Source organism: Clostridium sp. ATCC 25772, from assembly GCF_001573875.1.
GTDB lineage: Bacteria > Bacillota > Clostridia > Clostridiales > Clostridiaceae > Clostridium_J > Clostridium_J senegalense.
In genome coordinates this window covers 16,579-36,355 of sequence record NZ_LFRG01000037.1, presented here as the reverse complement: position 1 = coordinate 36,355, position 19,777 = coordinate 16,579, and the positions used below count along the sequence as shown (strand labels likewise).

Annotated in this window: 21 protein-coding genes; 4 read left to right on the top strand and 17 right to left on the bottom strand. The window is 27.9% G+C overall.

Translation table 11 applies throughout. The annotated features are described in order from the left end of the window. Positions 1 to 638: 638 nt before the first annotated feature. The gene (locus tag AZI32_RS12900; RefSeq protein ID WP_061996225.1) at positions 639 to 1,634 is read right to left on the bottom strand and encodes a M42 family metallopeptidase; all 996 of its coding nucleotides are present in this window, start codon (positions 1,632 to 1,634) and stop codon (positions 639 to 641) included. A 965-nt stretch (positions 1,635 to 2,599) separates the two neighbouring features. On the opposite strand from AZI32_RS12900, the gene AZI32_RS12895 reads away from it, so the two are divergent. Continuing rightward, positions 2,600 to 3,349, top strand: a complete 750-nt coding sequence (locus tag AZI32_RS12895; protein ID WP_061996224.1) for a TSUP family transporter — start codon at positions 2,600 to 2,602, stop codon at positions 3,347 to 3,349. A 135-nt stretch (positions 3,350 to 3,484) separates the two neighbouring features. Here AZI32_RS12895 and AZI32_RS12890 read toward each other — a convergent pair whose 3' ends face one another. Continuing rightward, entirely contained in the window at positions 3,485 to 3,730 is a 246-nt protein-coding gene (locus tag AZI32_RS12890; protein WP_061996223.1) for a hypothetical protein, read from the bottom strand. Between the two features lie 1,063 nt (positions 3,731 to 4,793). Between AZI32_RS12890 and AZI32_RS12885 the strand changes: the two genes are divergently transcribed. From AZI32_RS12885 to AZI32_RS12875, 3 genes are all read left to right on the top strand, one after another. Continuing rightward, the gene (locus tag AZI32_RS12885; protein ID WP_061996222.1) at positions 4,794 to 5,147 is read left to right on the top strand and encodes a hypothetical protein; all 354 of its coding nucleotides are present in this window, start codon (positions 4,794 to 4,796) and stop codon (positions 5,145 to 5,147) included. A 232-nt stretch (positions 5,148 to 5,379) separates the two neighbouring features. Next, complete coding sequence (locus AZI32_RS12880; protein ID WP_061996221.1) at positions 5,380 to 5,772, top strand: hypothetical protein; 393 nt, start codon at positions 5,380 to 5,382, stop codon at positions 5,770 to 5,772. Positions 5,773 to 6,760: 988 nt separating this feature from the next. Continuing rightward, a complete protein-coding gene (locus AZI32_RS12875; protein ID WP_010294046.1) occupies positions 6,761 to 7,132 on the top strand; it encodes a hypothetical protein in 372 nt (123 codons plus the stop codon). Between the two features lie 61 nt (positions 7,133 to 7,193). Here AZI32_RS12875 and AZI32_RS12870 read toward each other — a convergent pair whose 3' ends face one another. The 15 genes from AZI32_RS12870 to eutA form a co-directional block, all read right to left on the bottom strand. Then, entirely contained in the window at positions 7,194 to 7,658 is a 465-nt protein-coding gene (locus tag AZI32_RS12870) for a cupin domain-containing protein (RefSeq protein ID WP_061996220.1), read from the bottom strand. 13 nt (positions 7,659 to 7,671) lie between these two features. Beyond that, positions 7,672 to 8,760 (bottom strand): ethanolamine utilization protein EutH, encoded by a 1,089-nt coding sequence (eutH, locus tag AZI32_RS12865; protein WP_061996219.1) that lies wholly within the window; start codon positions 8,758 to 8,760, stop codon positions 7,672 to 7,674. Positions 8,761 to 8,838: 78 nt separating this feature from the next. Then, a complete protein-coding gene (locus tag AZI32_RS12860) occupies positions 8,839 to 9,381 on the bottom strand; it encodes an ethanolamine utilization microcompartment shell protein (RefSeq protein ID WP_061996218.1) in 543 nt (180 codons plus the stop codon). A gap of 27 nt (positions 9,382 to 9,408) precedes the next feature. Beyond that, complete coding sequence (locus tag AZI32_RS12855) at positions 9,409 to 9,681, bottom strand: EutN/CcmL family microcompartment protein (RefSeq protein ID WP_010294052.1); 273 nt, start codon at positions 9,679 to 9,681, stop codon at positions 9,409 to 9,411. 32 nt (positions 9,682 to 9,713) lie between these two features. Beyond that, positions 9,714 to 10,436, bottom strand: a complete 723-nt coding sequence (locus tag AZI32_RS12850) for a TIGR02536 family ethanolamine utilization protein (RefSeq protein WP_061996217.1) — start codon at positions 10,434 to 10,436, stop codon at positions 9,714 to 9,716. 35 nt (positions 10,437 to 10,471) lie between these two features. After that, positions 10,472 to 11,308 (bottom strand): ethanolamine utilization protein EutJ, encoded by an 837-nt coding sequence (gene eutJ, locus AZI32_RS12845; RefSeq protein ID WP_010294057.1) that lies wholly within the window; start codon positions 11,306 to 11,308, stop codon positions 10,472 to 10,474. 3 nt (positions 11,309 to 11,311) lie between these two features. Beyond that, entirely contained in the window at positions 11,312 to 11,941 is a 630-nt protein-coding gene (eutD, locus tag AZI32_RS12840; RefSeq protein WP_026022273.1) for an ethanolamine utilization phosphate acetyltransferase EutD, read from the bottom strand. An 18-nt stretch (positions 11,942 to 11,959) separates the two neighbouring features. Continuing rightward, the gene (locus AZI32_RS12835; protein WP_061996216.1) at positions 11,960 to 12,724 is read right to left on the bottom strand and encodes a cobalamin adenosyltransferase; all 765 of its coding nucleotides are present in this window, start codon (positions 12,722 to 12,724) and stop codon (positions 11,960 to 11,962) included. Between the two features lie 207 nt (positions 12,725 to 12,931). Further along, the gene (eutM, locus tag AZI32_RS12830; RefSeq protein WP_010294063.1) at positions 12,932 to 13,216 is read right to left on the bottom strand and encodes an ethanolamine utilization microcompartment protein EutM; all 285 of its coding nucleotides are present in this window, start codon (positions 13,214 to 13,216) and stop codon (positions 12,932 to 12,934) included. Between the two features lie 57 nt (positions 13,217 to 13,273). Further along, a complete protein-coding gene (locus AZI32_RS12825) occupies positions 13,274 to 14,743 on the bottom strand; it encodes an acetaldehyde dehydrogenase (acetylating) (RefSeq protein WP_010294064.1) in 1,470 nt (489 codons plus the stop codon). A gap of 12 nt (positions 14,744 to 14,755) precedes the next feature. Further along, complete coding sequence (locus tag AZI32_RS12820) at positions 14,756 to 15,349, bottom strand: BMC domain-containing protein (protein ID WP_061996215.1); 594 nt, start codon at positions 15,347 to 15,349, stop codon at positions 14,756 to 14,758. 15 nt (positions 15,350 to 15,364) lie between these two features. Continuing rightward, positions 15,365 to 16,021 (bottom strand): ethanolamine utilization microcompartment protein EutL, encoded by a 657-nt coding sequence (eutL, locus tag AZI32_RS12815; RefSeq protein ID WP_061996214.1) that lies wholly within the window; start codon positions 16,019 to 16,021, stop codon positions 15,365 to 15,367. Between the two features lie 18 nt (positions 16,022 to 16,039). Beyond that, a complete protein-coding gene (gene eutC / locus AZI32_RS12810) occupies positions 16,040 to 16,924 on the bottom strand; it encodes an ethanolamine ammonia-lyase subunit EutC (protein ID WP_010294074.1) in 885 nt (294 codons plus the stop codon). A gap of 13 nt (positions 16,925 to 16,937) precedes the next feature. Beyond that, positions 16,938 to 18,305 carry an ethanolamine ammonia-lyase subunit EutB gene (locus AZI32_RS12805; protein ID WP_061996213.1) on the bottom strand — a complete coding sequence of 456 codons (1,368 nt, stop codon included), beginning with the start codon at positions 18,303 to 18,305 and terminating at the stop codon, positions 16,938 to 16,940. A gap of 21 nt (positions 18,306 to 18,326) precedes the next feature. Then, the gene (eutA, locus tag AZI32_RS12800) at positions 18,327 to 19,760 is read right to left on the bottom strand and encodes an ethanolamine ammonia-lyase reactivating factor EutA (RefSeq protein WP_061996212.1); all 1,434 of its coding nucleotides are present in this window, start codon (positions 19,758 to 19,760) and stop codon (positions 18,327 to 18,329) included. Positions 19,761 to 19,777 lie beyond the last annotated feature (17 nt).

Genomic DNA, 19,777 nt, shown 5'->3' with positions numbered 1-19,777 from the left:
CCTGAGCCAGGATCAAACTCTCAATTTAAAAGTTTGAACTGCTTCAAGCAATTTGCTGACTATAATAGTCAATTTTTACATCTTCCGATGTGAGTCTCTACAAAATAGATTCTCAAATGAATTAACTGGTTTTACCTATATTTATCTGTTTAATTTTCAAAGACCAATTTTTAACTTATTTGCCGTCGTTTCCCGACTGCTTAATCAGTTTACCATCTTGTTTTTCCCTTGTCAACAACTTTTTTAAGTTGTTTTTGAAAAACTTTTTCGCTTTAATAACTCTTACCTTTCGGCGTTGCCCCTCAGCGACAAGACTTATTATATTAAACTTTTTAAGCCACATTTATTATTATTTACCTTATTTAATTAAATTATTCCTATTTTTCTTTTAAATACTACATTTTTCTTTTAGATTTCATCTATTGACACACACGGTTAAGTTTGTGTTTCTAATCATATTTTTAAACTTTAATATAACCAATACATCTTATTATTCTAATTTTACATTTAATCTTTTAAAGTCAATTTGTTCATATATGATATATATTATAAATACATATTTTTTACAAAACATTAAAAAAGCTATTACTTAACTAATCTTTAGTTAGTTTTGTAATAGCCTCTTTTTATTTTATTCTTTAAAAACGAAACTCTAAATTCACATATTCAGATAAAAGTTCAATTGAAGCCTCTATATCTTTCATATTTACAAATGCATTTGGTCCATGTACATATCTAGTTGCTACTGATATTCCTGAAGATTTAACACCATAATTAGATTTATTTATCGCTCCTGCATCTGTTCCTCCACCATCAATTACATCTAATTGATATTTTATATTATTCCTTTGACAACAAGATATCATTTCTTCAACTAAATATTCATCACAAATAACACTACCATCTGATATTTTTATAGCTGTTCCTTCACCTAGTTTATTACTTCCTTCTGATGAATTTGGATAATCACTAGCTATCGTTACATCTATAGCTATTCCTATTTCTGGTTTTATTCTATTTGCAGCTACTGTTGCACCTCTCAATCCTACTTCTTCTTGAACAGAAAATACAAAATATACATCATTATATGGATTCTCTATTTTTTTAAGTGCTTCAATGAGAATATAACATCCAGCTCTATCATCTACAGCCTTAGCTGTTACATTATCTCCTTTTAACTCTATATAATCACCTACATAACTAGCTATATCTCCTACTTTTACATACTTTTCTGCATCTTCCTTAGAGGTTGCGCCTATATCTATATATAATTTTTTTATATTATTTTTTATTCCATCTATATCAGTTCCATTAGATATAATACCATACATTCCATTTTTAAATTTAACTCTATTCATTATGCTTTGTATAACAGGAATTCCACCTAATCCTCTAACCTTTATAAATCCTTTATCGTCAATTTTTATAACTTGAAATCCTATTTCATCCATATGTGCAGAAGCCATTATCCTTTTTTTATTTTTTCCATAACCCTTTTTAAAAGCTATAAGATTTCCTAAATCATCAACTAAAATTTCATCAGCTAATTCTTTAACTTCCTCCTTTATTACACTACGTATTTCTTTCTCATATCCACTAACTCCAAATGTATCACATAATTTTTTCAACCCCATAATTACACCCCTTCTTAAATTTTCTGATTTTTCAAATAAATTATAACATTTCTTGCATATTTCAACCATATAAATATTATAAATATTTGCATATACAATCATGCCATAACTTTTTTACATTATGCCAATTAATACTTTAACTTATAAAATTGCCAGTTCTATAGGGAAACAAGCTCAAATTTAAATTTATTCAACAATCTTAAAATATTTTTACACAAGATGTAGTGTTGAATCATAAGTGATTCGGAGCATGTCTCACTATTTGGGGTATCCAAGTTTTGGAATGGATAATTTTAAAAGTCAACTTGGAACCCTATACTTTGATTAAACAACTAAATTATAAAATAATTTAAAGAACATAATTGTACTTCTATTTTCTATTAAATATCATATATTTTAGATAAAATTCTTCTTAAGCCCAAATCTTAATACTTCTAATTTTTTTAAAACTTAGTAACACATCTTCTCCTTAACTTTTCATAAAAAATTTCCTATCTTAGAATATATTATTGCTTCAAATTACAAATAAGCTCCTAATAAATAAGTTAAACCTAGAACTTATTTAGCTATATTCCTATTCAATTTATTAACATTATAGTTTACAATATAAATAAAACCTGTCCTAATTTTATCTAAAACTATAAAAATTAAATTCAAAACTTAGCTTTTATATAGATATCTTATATTAGATTTTTATGGAATTATTTCAACATTTTTAATATTAAAATTCTATACAGGGTTACAAGTTGTTTTTTTATTGCCTAATGCAAAACTTAGATACCCCTAAATTAGAGATATTCTCAAGAGTACTTGAACTTTAACAAAAAATTTAAAATAAAAATATCTTTAGATTTATTAGTAATTTAGATTTTAGGTTATTTATCTATATCATCAATTAAATTATGTTTTTGTTTTTATATATATTTTTTTACTTACAATGAATTTGCTCTAGGAGGTTATTTATCATGTTAAAATTAGTTTTTTTAGCCTTAGCTGGTTTTTTTGCAGCATTTATAGATGCTATAGCTGGCGGAGGTGGTCTTATAAGTATGCCTGCATATTTGATGGCAGGAGTATCCCCACATCTTAGTTTAGGTACTAATAAATTTTCATCAACTATGGGGGCTTTTACAAGTTCATATAACTTTGCTAAATCCGGTCTTGTTAACTTTAAACTTATTAAAATTTTAGCACCATTTACTCTTGTAGGTTCTATTTTAGGTGTGAAAACTGTACTGCTTTTAGATGAGAGCTTTTTAAATGTATTAGTTTTAGTACTTATCTTAGCTATTGGATTATATACAATCTTCTCTAAAAATATTGGTGCAGATGATAACTTTCATGGATTAAATAAGAAAAACTTAACTTTAGGAATTATTTTTGCATTTTGTCTAGGATTTTATGATGGATTCTTTGGACCTGGCACTGGATCATTTTTAGTTTTTGGTTTAATAAAAATATTTAAATTTGATTTTTTACATAGTACTGCAAATACTAAATGTTTAAATTTTATAAGTAACATTGCAGCTTTAATTACATTTGCTTTAAATAATTCTATAAATTATAAACTAGGATTTGTTGTAGCAATATTTATGGTTTTCGGTGCAAAATTAGGTACTAAAGTAGCAATAAATAAAGGATCTAAAATAATCAAACCTATATTTATAACTATGTCCTTAGCTGTTGCCATAAAAATGCTTATTACTTTAATATAATATAATAAAGTATTTAAGAATACTTTAATGTCATAGCTCTTAGAGTCTATGCATTTTAAAAAAGCTTTCTTAAATACTTTTAATTGATTTATTTTTTTATATAAAATTCTAAAATCAATCCTTAATCTTTATCTCTTATAATACTTTTCTTATATCTTCTATTAAAACTTCTTTAACAAATTTATTATTCATATCGTCTACTAATATTAATAGAACTTCATTTTGTTTAACTTTTAAAACTCTCCCTTTTTTCTTTGTTCCTATGATGTTTACAGAGGTTCCCTGAGTTATAGGTTTTAAATATGTTCCATTACAATATAAGCATACATCACTATTTGTTCCTACTCTCTTACAATCTACACAATAATAAATTTTACTCACAATTTTTCCCCCTTTATTGAAAATAAAATATATATTTTTTAATTATAACTATTATAGGGTTCCAAGTTGACTCTTAAAGTTATTTGTTCCAAAACTTGGATACCTAAAATAGTGAGACATGCTCCGAATCACTTAGAATTCAACACTACATCTTGTGTAAAAATATTTTAAGGTTGCTGAATAAATTTAAATTGGAGCTTGTTTCCCTATATAATTTTCCAAGTTGAAAATATTTTTAAGTTATTTAACAAATTTAATTTTCATCTTGTATTCTATAATATTCTATAATTTTATTTTTTTATTTAATTTATATTGATATTTTATTTTTATGTTAGATTTTATTAAAGTAGTACTCTTATTTTAAATTTTACTAATGAACCATTTTTACTAGATCTTTAAATTTAAAATATTCTTTTATTAAGGATTAAAAAATCTTTATTTTATAAAATATTTATGATACATACTTTTATAGAACAGAATTTGATATATTTTCAATTGTATATTGGTCTATAGCTTTAACTATAGATTCTTTCCCTTGCTTTAAGTTTCATTAATTTTATATTTTTTATCTTTCTAATTGTTTTTATATCATCTTGTTATAAGATCATACAATATTTAAATTCAACATAGTTTGAAGCTTTTCCTTTTATTATAGGATTTCATATTAAAATTTTTAGTAACATTATCTTTAATATAATTTAAAGACTAAACCTACCTCTTTAAAAATGTATTTTAAACTCTTTTAAGTTTAAAATATATTAATACTCTTAATACTCTAGTAAAACAAACTCCTATTTAAATTTATCCACTAAATTAAAAATATTATAAAATGTGGTATTAAATTCTAAGTGTTTCCAATCATTTTTCACTTTTCAAATATTTAATGTTTATACTATTAACCATAGATACTTTTTAAAATCAATTTGGATTCCATATTTTTAAATTGAAGAACATTTGAAGATTGTAACTTATTTAACTAATGCACTTCACAAATGTGAACATAATACTTATAATTAATTTAAAGTCAAATAAATTATATAGAAATGAAGTGAGGATAAAATTTATGACACTGGGTATACTTTATTTAGTATTAATTTTTATATTTTTCTATTATGGGAAAAAAAATTATTTACAAAAAGCTAAAAGAATAAATAAAAATTTAGAAGAATTTAATTTAGATATTTTAAAAACTTATAATTCTTTAAACCTTAATAATCAAAGTAGACTTTTAAATGGATTAACAGATATAGAAAGTTACTATTTTAATTCTATCATGGACAATTCTTTCCCTTATAGTCAAAATATAAATAAAGTTCAAACATACATGTTTCATTTAGAGGAAATAATGAAAAAGCTTAAAATTCTTAAAAGAAAACAAATAAAAGAAGATTCTCTTAACAATAAATTATCTTACTAAAACCATACATAAGAAATTCAAAATAAATTATAATGAAATTTTTATACTATATTAAGAAATACTACGTTGTTAGTGTAAGTTTTAAATTATTTACATTGAATATGTGATTGCATACTGAAAAATAATTTAATAATATTATTAAATTATTATCTAAACTTGTTTCACTTTATTTAACTGTAAATCCAATTATAAAATTTATATTATATTTTAATATATTAAAGGAGTGAATATTATGGTAAGAAAATCTAAAAACAATAAAAGCGCAGTTAAAATTGCGTTAGCTATAACTGGCGTAGCAGCAACCTCAATATTTTTATATGAAAAATTTGTTCAAAATCGTGATAACAAAATAAGGCAATGTTTTGATCGCTATGAAGAAAATTTTGATGATGATTATTTAGAAGACTGTGATTGTGGTGATAGCATCAATGAAAATTATGCAACAATAACTGTAGAAAAAGATAATGAAGGCTGCTCAGGTTGTGAATGTACTGAGAATTCTTGTGAAGATTTAAATATAGACGATTCTTATAATAATGTTGAAAACTTAAATAGTGAGAATGAGGTAAACACTTCTTCTGAAGAAAATACTAACACTAAAAACAAAGACACTGATTCTATATAATTTTAAGTTTTAAATTTTTTATCTACTATATATTTTAATTTAGAAATTATATATTTAAAATTATATAGATAAAAAAAGGGGGAATTCCCCCTTTTTTATATTGTTAAATACAATATAATCTGTATTCAAAGTATTTTCTGTATGTAATATTTAGAAACATCTTAATATATGAAACAATCTTGAATTTAAATCTATCCAATAATTTTAAAATATTTTTATACAAGATAAAGTGTTGAATTCTAGATGATTCGGAGCACGTCTCAATATTTTGGGTATCAAGGTTTTGGAATGATTAATTTTAAAAGTCACTTTTGAACCCCATGTTCGTAAATCTAAGCCACTTTATTCCAATAAAATATATTTCTTTTAATTTATTACTACATTATGTAATAATAAAAATTTTAAATAACTATTCATTGAAAATTGATTTAGAAATTCTTATAGATTTTTGTTTGATTTTTTTGACCTACTCCAAGGACGGATTAGCCGGTGCATCAGATAAGGACGTCGTTTCTCGGGGTAGTTATAAAAATCAGATAAAAATATATTTAGAGTTTCTTTGAAAATTTTACAGATTGCATTTTAAATTTTTTCATTATTACTTTTAACACTATAATTTTGGACTTTTTTGTGCTTTTTAAGTTTAGCTTTACGCCTATGCTTGGAACCCTATATCTTATCTTTAAATATTAGCTATTATTAAATTTAATTTATTAAAAATTTATATATTATTCAAATTTTTTTCATTATATATATATATAATTATAATTAATAACTACATTTCATATATTATTTTTTTATTTGTTTTTTCATTGCTTTTATATTTCAAACATTGTATAATAGTAATAATAACCATCAATATTTATTACTTGAAAGTAAAATTTATTTTACTTTTTTATTTATACTTAAATATAAATTTACAATATTATATTTAAAATATTCAAAATCTTTTAAATATACTGATTATTTAGAGAGGGTGTGATCTTTTATGATGATTAAACTAACAGTAAGAAACATTATGAACCTTGGCCTATGGGGCAGACTTTGCGAATATAAGGGTTGGGATAAGCAGATAGTTCAGAATGGTCTTATTTCGCCTGATACAGAGGTTGAATTCGATGATGAATTTTTAAAAAAAGATGTAGTCCCAATAGAGGATTTAAAGATATTCCTATTTAATATCAGTAGTGAGCAAGCAATTTATTGTGGTACTCTTTTAGCAAAAAACTTAGAAGATGCTAAAATTAGATTAGGTACTATTCATAATATAAATAAAGTAACAACCATACAAGAAATAACTAAAGAGCAGCTTTATAATATGAAAAATAAACATTTAGTATTATCGAGAATTCCACTTTAACAATTAATTATATAAAGTAAAATACCCTACAAGTAATATGCAGGGTATTTTGCTTTATTTTTTATTGTTGTTCTGCCCAATTTGCTGGATAAGTTACATAAACAAATCTTGCATGGTTTGGCACTGTAAAATGTATAGATGAGTTTGCAGGTATAAATATTATATCCCCTTTATTTCCTACAACTTTTTTACCATTTATATCTATTTCTAAAGTTCCGTCAATTATATAATCTACTTCATCATATTTTAATGTCCAAGCGAAACTAGTTTCATCCATCTCCATAACTCCACAACCAAGTCTCGGACTTTCTTCTAATGTCACTACATCTTTTAAATAAACTTTATCACCAGCTTTTCCTGTATCAAATTTTTCAGGTTTAACTGTTTCTGTTTTTATAGATATAACTCCACTTTGATCAACAACTTTTTCAAAATCACATTTTGAACATTCAGTTGTTTGACCTAATTTTTCGTTTATTATTTTTCTTACTATCTCTTCTATAAGTGTTTCGTTTAAATTTTCCATTTAAATCTCTCCTTTAAGCTTCTTTAGCTACAATATTTTTAGTCATCATAACAGCTACTATTACTGCTGTTACACCACCTACTAATTTACCAACTATCATTGGAGCTATAAGATCTGGGTTTACTCCAGCTGCAAATCCTAAATGGTCTCCAAATACAAAGGCTGCACTTACTGCGAAAGCTACATTGATTATTTTTCCTCTTTCATCCATGTCTTTCATCATTCCAAACATTGGAATACTATTTGCAAGTGATGCTATCATACCTGCTGCTGCTACATCATTCATCTTAAGTATTGATCCAATTTTCATAAGTGGTTTTTTGAATACTTTTGTTATAAAGTGAACTAGTGGATATGCTCCTGCTAATATTACAACTATATCACCAACTACTGATATTCCTTCTTCAATTGGTGCCATTCCTGGTATTAAAACAAGGCCTGTTGTTTTTTCAAGTATTGCTGCTACTAATCCCACAGTTATTACTACTGTTATAAACATCCCAAAATATGTGAATCCTTTTATCATTCCATTTGGTATAAGTTTTAATCCTATAGCTATAAGCGCTGCAACTATTATTATAGGTGTTAAGTTTTTAAGAACTAACAATGGAGAAATTCCCGCTAAAACTCCACCTATAAAAGTCCCTATTGGAACAGTTATAATACCTGCTAAAACCCCTTTAGCTAAATATTGTTGATCTTCTTTTTTTATAATTCCTAATGCTACTGGTATAGTAAATACTATTGTAGGTCCCATCATTGAACCTAAAATCAAACCTGCAAAAGGTCCAATTTGTTGAATTTCAGCTAATTGTGTTGCTAATTGATATCCACCCATATCACAAGCAAGTAAAGTTGTTGCAAACATTGAAGGGTCTGCTCCTAATGCTTTATAAACTGGAACTACTATAGGTTTTAAAAGTGTTGCTAAAACTGGTGCTAAACAAATAGCTCCTACCATTGCTAAAGCAAGAGAACCCATAGCCATAATACCTTCTTCAAATTGTTCTCCATATCCAAATTTATTTCCTAAAAGTTTATCAACTGCCCCTATAACTAAGAAAACCATCATAATATATACTATAATTTCGTTAATACTCATATATTACACCTCACTCATTTTTTAATAGATAACTTATAAAATACAAAATACAGCTCACTCTATTAATAACTATATAATTTAAAGATTTTTTAAAAGAAGTTCACTAGGAGAAGGTATTACTGTTTGATGTATAATTCTTTTAGAATCTATACTCTTCATACTAGCTTTAATACCTTCTTCAACACTTGACACAGATCCTGTAAATATGAAATAAGCTTTTCCTGCAATTCCATTACCTAATACTAATTTAACAAGTTGTACAGAAGATGCCTTAAGACCTGCATCTAATGCTACCAACATAGATGTTACTGTAGAACATTCCATTATACCTATTGCATCATATTGCAATACTAAAGGTCTTTTCTTTAATCCCTTTAATAATTCTTCATGTGCAGATGATATAATATTAGTTTCTACAATTTTTTTATCATCATCTTTATTAACTTTCTCTAATGCTTCTCTAACCTCTTCTACATCACCTGAAATTATTGTTAAAAATTTTCCTGGACATATATGTCTAAGTATTTCAACTTCAACAAAAGAAGATTTTAAAAGTATGTCACTAACTTCAAACCCTTTTGAAATACTACTAAATTCCAATATTCCTAAAGCTTTTTTCATATCTTTTCTCCATGTCTAAGTATTATTTTATTCATTAAATATTTCTAAAGAATCTACTATTCCTACTATAGTTGCATCAATTGGCGCTTTATTGTTATCAAATACATATCTTGCTGAACTTCCTTTTGAAATAAGTACTTGATCTCCAATTCCAGCACCTACTGAATCAACTGCAATAATCACATCTTTAGTTAACTCACCATTAAAATCTATGGTTCTTACTACTAAAAATTTAAGTCCACTAAGATTTTCATCTTTTCTTGTAGCCCATAAATTTCCCGTTACTTTTCCAATAATCATATATCTTTACCTACCTTCTCCTACGAACTTTCTTAACTTTCTACTTTAATTACAAGATTATTTATTCTTGCAAAATCTTTTGCTAATGGAGTAATTATAGATTTCTTAGCAACTATAATTTCATTTACTCCTTCTTTTTTTAAATTTCTAATATCTATTTCTGAAATTAATTTTTTATTTAATACTCTTTCATTAACTATGCAGCATTTTTCATTAACTATACTTTCCATATTATTTCTTATGTTCTCTTCTTTTTTAACTACTTCTTTTATAGTTTTTTCAACCTTATTAGTATTACTTATAATAGATTTTAAAGATGTAAAAACAACTCCAAATAATTCTAATTTATTTTTATATTCTTCAAAAACATTTATTAATACTTTAGGTGCCACATCTTTGTATTCTTCAAATTCTACACCTTTTTCTAAAGCATATAATTTTTCACCTTTTAAAATTAAATCTACAATTAATTTTTCCTTTTTAGAACTTCCATATCCCTGAGAGATATTTCTAAGTTCATTGTTTGAAATATTTTGTATTAATATACACTTATATTCATTTATATCTTTCATAGTATCTATAGAATCTGCTATTATATTATTTTCTTCTAATCTCTTTTTTACTATTGGGCACATATTTTCATTATGCTCTAAAATTAAAATTTTATTTTTTATTGAATTATTCTCTTCAATAATAGCTTTCATTCTACGAATTACTTCTTTAGTTATCAATTCAACTAACTTTTCATTATTCATCTTTTAGGCTCCCTTTCTTTTGATAATTTAGAAATTTAATTTTCTTTTTTATCAACACAATTAATTGCTATGCCTAAAGGAGTAACTAAGAATGGATTTAATGGTTTTATTGTTGTTATTTTTGTCTCTTTTTCAATTATTTTTTCAAAATTTTTCAGACAACAAGTTCCACCAACTAAGTATATGTTTTCTACATTAAATCCTTCTATATGATTTTTTATAATAGATGCTATTTTTTGGATTACTGGAGTTACAATATGAAAAATTTCCTCTTGATTTCTAACATTTTTCTTTTTTTCCTCTGCATCCTCAAAAGGAATTTTATATGCACCGGCTACTACTAGTGACAGTTGTGTTCCACCTGTAGCTTCATCAGCAGTATATATAACTTTTCCATTTTCAAATATTGAAAGCCCAGTAGTTCCACCACCTACATCTACAACTACACCATTTTCAATATTAAGTACAGCATTTGCAGCAGTTGGTTCATCATCTACTGACACAACTTCCATACCTGCACCCTCAACTACATAGATATGAGTTTTTATGTCTCTTTCTCCAGTTCCAGGTGGAACGGCTATTGCTGCTTTAGTAAGTTCTATTTTTAATTTATTTTCTATTTTAGATTTAAGCTCTCTTACTATATTAGTAGCGCCAATAAAATCTACAACTAAACCATCCCTAACAACTTGAGCAAATTTCATTTCACAAGCTATAGGATTTTTATCCTTATCTAGAACTACTATTACTATATAAGCTGTTCCTAAGTCTACTCCTACATAAAGCTCTTCATCATTTGAAATTTTCTTAGGATTATTTATTGAATTTTCAACAGCTTGTATAAGCTCATCAACTCTATTTAGATTTTTCATAACCTACCTCTTTACTATTTCACAATAAGTGTCTTTAGTATATCCACAGGCATTAGCTTCATCATAATCTAAATGAAGAACTGTATTAAATTTATCACTTACTCTAACTGCTACATCATCAAAAATTAAACTTCTTTCTCCATTTATTTTAACCATAACATTCTCTTTATCTTTTACACCATATTTACTAGCATCTTCTGGAGTTATATGAATATGTCTTTTAGCTACTATAACTCCTTCCTCTAACCTAGCAACAGCATTTTTACTTGCTAATGTTATTGGTGCACTGCCTTTAATATCTCCGGACATTCTAACTGGTGCATTAACACCTATAGAAACAGCATCACCTTTTGAAAGTTCAACTTGAGTATGTTCTCTTGCTGGTCCTAATACAGATACATTTTGCATTACACCTTTAGGTCCTATGATAGTAACTTTTTCTTCACAAAGATATTGTCCTGGTTGTGATAAATCTCTTTTTTTAGTAAGTTTATATCCTTTACCAAAAAGTGTTTCTACCATATCTTTTGAAAGATGAATATGTCTGCCTGATGCCTCAACTAATATACCTTTTTTCCCATATAATCTTTTTACCACTTCTTCAACAATATAGTTGACTTCTACATTAGATATTGCCAATTTTTTCACCTCTTATTTATACTTACCTGAAACGTATTTGCACATCATTACATAAAAACAGCTACTCAATCTATTCATTGCTAGTGCTATATCATTTCTTGAAAGTTCTCCATCTTCTGTTTTAAAAGCATTAAAGGCCACTATTTCAACCTCTCTACTTTCAGTTCTTAAACTATTAAGTTCAATAACTACATCACCCATTTCATAATTTGCAAATATTATATGATCTGTATTTAAATATTTCTTAGGGTTATGAGAGTATGATCTTAATTCTGTTTCATTTAATCCTAATAGTGAAACTTCTGGTAACGACTTTTCTGTTACCTCGCACTCTAATATCTTCCTTACATATGCTAAAACTTCTTCTAAATCTTTTATAACTTTTTTTTCATTTAAATTCTTGCATATTATTTGTGCCTTTAATATTTTACTCTGAAGTGAATCTAATCTTCCTCTTAATACTATTCTTTTATGATTTTTCAATACTAATTTATTTCCATACAATTGAGTCATATGTTCTGGTTTCTTTTCAAAAAATCCACCAGTTAACCCTTCATATCTTGGAAGAAATTTATTTTCAATGGTTTCTTCTTTTTTAATCAATTGATTAGTATTATTATTTAAATTCACATCGTCTTTATAAATCAATTTTATACTTTTATCTTGTAAATACTGTTTAGCTGATGGAGTAACTATAACTCCCCTTTCAACTACATATTCACTAATATTCTGATTTTTTAATTTGCTTCTTAAAGCGCTTTCTGTTAAAACACTCATAATTTCACATCCTCTAACAAGATGTTTTAGGTTAATTTAATAACCTAAAATATAAAAATAATCTAAATTTTATAGATTAACTTATTTTACCTAAACTATGCCCATGACCTGTAATAATTATTGAATTATAAGTTCATGGGCATGTTAGATAAATTATATATATCTTTTATTTAAAGTAAATGTCACAATTTTTTAGGAAATTTTTAATTATAGTTCACTTTTTGGAAGTATAACTTCAACTTCACTATGTGGTCTTGGAATTACGTGAACAGATATTAACTCTCCAACTCTTTCAGCAGCAGCAGCTCCAGCATCTGTAGCAGCTTTAACAGCTCCAACGTCTCCTCTTACCATTACAGTAACTAATCCGCCACCAACTTGCTCTTTTCCTATTAAAGTTACATTTGCAGCTTTAACCATTGCGTCTGCTGCTTCTATTGCTCCTACTAATCCTTTAGTTTCTATCATTCCTAATGCATTCATGTTTGCCATTTTAAGTTCCTCCTTAAATTTACCTTTATTATTTTAAATTTTTATAATTTATTTTAATTAAGAAAGTGCTGATAATTGCTCAACAACTTTTTTAATTATTAATTCTAATTGTTCTTGAGACATACCACTATTTGAAGTGTTATTTAAATTTTCTTTTGGTCTAAGTTCTTCAATTTCTCTTACACCACATGCAACTCTTCTTATATTCATCAGATTTAAAGGTCCTATATTGTCTGAAGTTGAACTTCCTCCAATAGCACCGCAACCTAATGTAAGTGCTGGAACTAAATTAGTTGAAGCTCCTATTCCACCTAATGAACCTGGAGTATTAACTAATAATCTTGATACTGGTATTCTTAATCCAAATGTTCTTATAACTTCATCATCATTAGAATGAACAATTAAAGTATGACCTTTACCTTCATTCATTAATATATCAGTACAAAGATTTATTGCATGTTCCATATCTTCTACTGTATAGAATGCTAAGATTGGTGTAAGTTTTTCTCTTGAATATGGATTATCTTTTCCAACAGTACATTGCTCTGATATTAAAACTTTACTTCCAGCTTTAACATTTAACTTAGCCATTTCTGCTAATTTTTCTACACTCTTTCCAACAATTTGAGGATTCATTGTACCATTTGATCTTAATATAAATTTACCTAATTTATCAGATTCCTCTTCATTTAAGAAATAAGCACCTTGTCTTACAAGCTCTTCTTTTACTTTTTCTTTCATAGATTTTTCAACTACTATTGATTGTTCAGATGCACAAATTACTCCATTATCAAAAGTTTGACTATCTATTATTCTTTTTACTGCTAATTTTATATCGGCAGTTTTATCAATAAATGCAGCTCCATTTCCTGGTCCTACGCCTATTGCTGGAGTTCCTGAGCTATATGCAGCTTTTACCATAGCTTCTCCACCTGTTGCTAGTATTAATGCTGTATCCTTATGTTTCATTAATTCGCTAGTACCTTGAAGAGATGGGATTGTTATACATCCTATAAGTCCTTCAGGTGCTCCAGCTTTAATAGCTGCTTCATTTAATATTCTTGCAGTTTCAATGATACATTTTTTAGCATTTGGATGTGGAGACACAACTATTGCATTTCCTGCTTTTAATGAAATTAAAGTTTTATATATTGTTGTTGATGTTGGATTTGTTGATGGAATTAATCCTGCAACCACCCCTACTGGAACACCTACTTCAAAATATTTTTTTTCTTTATTTTCATTTATTATTCCAATTGTTTTTAAATCTTTTATATTTTCATAAACAACTCTACTTGCAAAAGTGTTTTTTACTATTTTATCTTCCCATTTACCAAAACCAGTTTCTTCAAATGCCATTTTTGCTAATTTTACAGCTTCTTTTTCTGCTGCTTCTGCAACAGCTTTAACTATTGTATCAACTTTTTCTTGAGAAAATGTTTTGTAAACTTCTTGAGCTTTTTTAGCATTTTTTATAAGCTTTCTTGTTTCTTGTAATGATAATAAATCTTTATCTAAAAGCTCCATTCATTTCGCCTCCTACTGCTCATTAAGTATAGCTTCTATTAATTGATCTTTCTTGCTAAACTTAATTTGTTTCTTAGTTAGAGAAAGTTTATGTTCTTCTTTTAATTTTCTTGCCAATGTTCTAAGTTCTTGAACTTTTAACGCTTCAAGTTCTTCTTTACTCATTTTCATTAATTGCTCAATTCCTATTGGCTGATTTTTTTCATCATTCTCTTTCTCTTCATACTTTGTTTCTTTTTCATCTTTATCTATGTCATTACTTTTTGATTCTTCTTTTGATTCTTCTTTTGATTCTTCTTTTGATTCTTCTTTTGATTCTTCTTTTGATTCTTCTTTTTTATTGAATATATTTAAAACTTCATTATCTGCCCTTGCTATAACATGAGCATTTCTTAAAGTTCCTACTCTTTCAATTGCTGTACATGCACTTTCTATAGCAGCTTTCACAGAGGCAACATCTCCTGTAATTACAACAGTAACTATTCCTCCAGTAACAAATTCACAGCTAACAAGTTCAACATTTGCAGATTTCAAAGCTGTATCTAGCCCTTCTACTGCACCAACAAAACCATAAGTTTCTAAAAAACCCAGTGTGGATTTATTCATTTTATCCACCTATTATTAGTACTCTTTTGGATTATCAGCTACAAATTTTACTGCTGTTGCAAAAGCTTCACATGCTGCTTTACATGCGGATTGACTTCCTGTTAATAATCCTCCACCAAAATTTGTTTCAGATGGTGGTCCAAAGAATGCTTTTAAATCAACTGCTGCTGCCTTCATAGCTGCATCTAATGCATACATTGCTTCTATTGGTGGTGCTATTAAATATGCTAATGCTTCTCCTTCTTCTATTCCTGCTACTTGAGAAAGATATGAACCTGTTCTAGATACACATTGTGCATAATACGCTATAGAATCATCTTCATTAGCACTATAGAATGTGGCAACTCCACCTTCTATAAAATCAACTGCCGCATTTAGTCCGCTTCTAACTTCTGCTGGACTTGGTCCTGCAACTATTCCTATAACTTCACCAGCTAATTTACTATTCGCATTTGCAGCTCCACCATAGAATGATTTTGCATAAACTACTTCTACTTCTGCTGCCTTAGTTGCTTCATCTAATGCAGTATAAGTCACATCATCAGAATCCGCTGTTAATATTCCTATACTTCTATGTTCAGGTTTTAAATTTAATTCCTTAGCCATATCAGGATTAACGTTAGGTATTATCTTAACGCTTAAAACTGATGCACGAAGTTGATCATTTTTCATAATGTTATTCCTCCTGAATTATAATTTTAAATCTAATCCACTTGCTTTTTTCTCTAGCATTAATTTGATTATATCTGCTATATAAGCTCCAGCCTCAACTGATGGAGTACCACCTTTATGAATGTTTGATACAACTGTTCTTCTTGATTCTGGCATTCCTACTGTTGCTTTATAAGCTATATAAGCACTCATACTTTCAGCAGTTACAAGACCTGGTCTTTCTCCAACTAAAAGGCAAGTTACATCTGCTCCAAATTCTTCTGATATAACATCCATAGTTCCAACTCTTCCTAATCTTACAAAGAATGGATCTCCAACTGATATTCCATAACCTTGTAATCCTTGAATTAGAGCCGGTAAAATATCTTTTATATTTGCTTCTATTGCTTTTGAACTTAATCCATCTGCAACAAATATTTGAACTTGAGGATTTCTCTTAAGTGAACTTAATTTTGATAATTCCTCTTTAGATATTTTTCTTCCAAGGTCCGGTCTTGTTATAAACTCATCTTTAGATTCACACATAGTTTGAACTATTGGTAAATTCATTTCTTTTAATAACTCTTCATTTACATCTGTAAATACAGCATCTTGTGCTGCTGCATGGTCAGCTCTAAATCTTAACACTGTTTCTGTTTTATATCTTGTTCCTGCTTTACCAATACCGATTCTTGCAGGAGTGTGTTTTTTCATTTTTAAATACGCTTCTGCATCAGCTGGATTATCTACTAATAAAGTTTCTCTTATATCAACTTCTGTAATATCTGGAATCATTCCATTCTCATCAATTGATATATTTTCCTCATTTTTTTGTGTTGCTACGTTAGCGCTTCCACCTTGCTTAGATGTCATTTCAACTAATACTTGTTCTACTAATTTCTTTAAATCATTTTCTGAAAACATAGTACTTACCCTCCTACTTTCTAAGTAATACTGAAGCATCGCCTGCTTTTGCTGTTAATTTTCCATTTTCCATAAAGCCCCATTTTTCTAACCAAGCTTCGAACTCAGCTATAGGTCTTTTGTTTAATAATTCTCTTAATGTTGCTGTCTCATGATATCCTGTAGTTTGATAGTTAAGCATTATGTCGTCTCCATGAGGTATTCCCATAAAGTAAGTACAATCTGCTGCTGCTAATAGAACAGCTAAATTTTCTACATCATTTTGATCTGCTTTCATATGGTTTGTATAACAAACGTCACAACCCATTGGTATTCCTGTTAATTTACCCATGAAGTGATCTTCAAGTCCAGCTCTTATAACTTCTTTGCTATCATATAAATATTCTGGTCCTATAAATCCAACAACTGTATTAACTAAGAATGGTTCAAACTTTTTAGCAAATCCATAACATCTAGCTTCCATAGTTACTTGGTCTGCACCATGATGAGCATCTGCTGATAATTCTGATCCCTGTCCTGTTTCAAAATACATAACGTTTGGACCAGCTGCTGTTCCTTCTTTTAATGCAAGTTGTCTTGCTTCTTCTATTAAAGATCCTGAAAGTCCAAATGCTTCATTTCCTTTTTCAGATCCTGCTATACTTTGGAATATTAGGTCTGTTGGAGCACCTTGTTTTATAGCTTCCATTTGTGTTGTTACGTGTGCTAATACACAGTTTTGAGTTGGTATTTCATATTTTTGTTTTATATCTTCAAACTTTTTAAGTACTTTTACTACACTTCCAACAGTATCATCAACTGGATTTAATCCTATAACAGCATCACCTATACCAAATGTTAATCCTTCTAGTAAAGAAGCAACTATTCCATCAACATCATCTGTTGGATGGTTTGGCTGAAGTCTAGCTGATAATCTGCCAGTTTCTCCTATTGTAGTATTACAATGAGCTATTACTTTTATTTTCTTAGCTCCACATATTAAGTCTAAGTTTGACATAAGCTTAGTAACTGCTGCGATAACCTCACTTGTTAATCCTCTAGATATTCTTTTTAAATCAGCTCCTGTTGTAGTTGATTGTAATATCCATTCTCTTAATTCTGAAATTGTCCAGTTTTTAATTTCTCCATATATTTTTTCATTTACTGCATCTTGGATTATTCTTGTAACTTCATCCATTTCATATGGTACAACTGGATTATTTCTTATGTCTGCTACTGTTAAATTACTTAACACAACTTTTGCAGCAACTCTCTCTTGAGCAGTCGATGCAGCTACGCCAGCTAGCTTATCACCTGATTTTTCCTCGTTAGCTTTTGCTAAAACTTCTTTAACATCTTTAAATTGATACACTTTTCCAAATAACTTAGTTTTAAGTATCACTATCATTCACCTCTCTAAAAATTATGAATTAAATACTAATGTTTTTATTACTACTGGTACAACTTTCCCATTTACTAATGGTTTTCCAATATCTATGTAATCACCATTTTCAACTTTGATACTATCTATACAAACTATATTATTTTTTCTATTAAGCTTTGCATAAATAGTTTGTCCTAGGACCTTTGCTATATCATTTTCAACAATTACAAATAATGGATAATTATTCTTTATAAATTCATTCATCCCATTTATAATTGACGTAGCTAAGTTTTGTATATCTATAAAGGAAGGATTTTTCATTCCTTTTAAAGCAACTGCAACTAATTGATTTTCATTTTCTACATTAAACCAATTTATTTTTTCTTTAATTGCATCTTCTATTTTTTGAAAACCATTTTCTTCATCTTCCTGCGACAACTTTAATATTGGTAAGTTTTTTATTGGAAACAAATCGTCTGTATAAGTAATTGTGCTACCACTTATATCCGTAGTATGAGATCCTGCTCCTACCACTGTAGCTCTTATTGTTTCTATGGCTGGTTTTAATTTTAGCTTTGATAATAAATTGGATTTTTTTATTTCTTCTCCTAAAATTACTCCCATATCACCAAATTTAAAGTAATCAGTATAGTCATCTTTATATATATAATCAGCTACTCCTCCAGAAAAAGTTACATATTCTATCTCGTAGCCATCTTTTATTCCTTTGTTTGTTTGAAGTAAATTATACATTTCACTTCTTTCTTTTATACATACAGATTCTTCTAAGATTTCTGCCATTTTTTTAGCTATTTTTCTTATCTTTTCTAAATCTGCTACATCTCCAATATTTATATCTATACCTATGGAAGATGCTAACTTTTTTATTTTAGGGTAAATGTAATATATCTTTTTAGTTTCAATGTCTATTTTTATTAGCCTTCCACCTATATCCATACACCCTGTATCTATAAGTTCACCATTTTTAAATAGTGCTAAGTTGGATGTTCCTCCACCTATATCAACATTAACTACATAAGCATTTTCTTCATCTGATATTTTATCGGCGCCAGCACCTCTACCTGCTATAATAGACTCTAAATCTGGTCCTGCTGTTGCTACAACAAAATCACCTGCAAATCCACTTAATGTTTGAAGTACATCATTAGCATTTTCTTTTCTTGCAGTTTCTCCGGTTATAATTACAGCACCAGTCTTAACATCTGCTACATTTACATTTGCTTTTTCATATTCGCTTCTTATTATTTCTTTTACTTTTTCTTTATCTATTTTGTTTTGAGTGATCAAAGGTGTGAAATAAATAGCACTTCTATATATAATTTCTTTATCAACTATATTTACTCTTGGTACAGTAAAATTGCTTGCCACATTTTCAATAGTAATATTACTAAATACCAATTGAGTTGTAGAAGTCCCTATATCTATACCTACACTTAAAATTGTTTCTTTCATATCATTTAACCGTTATA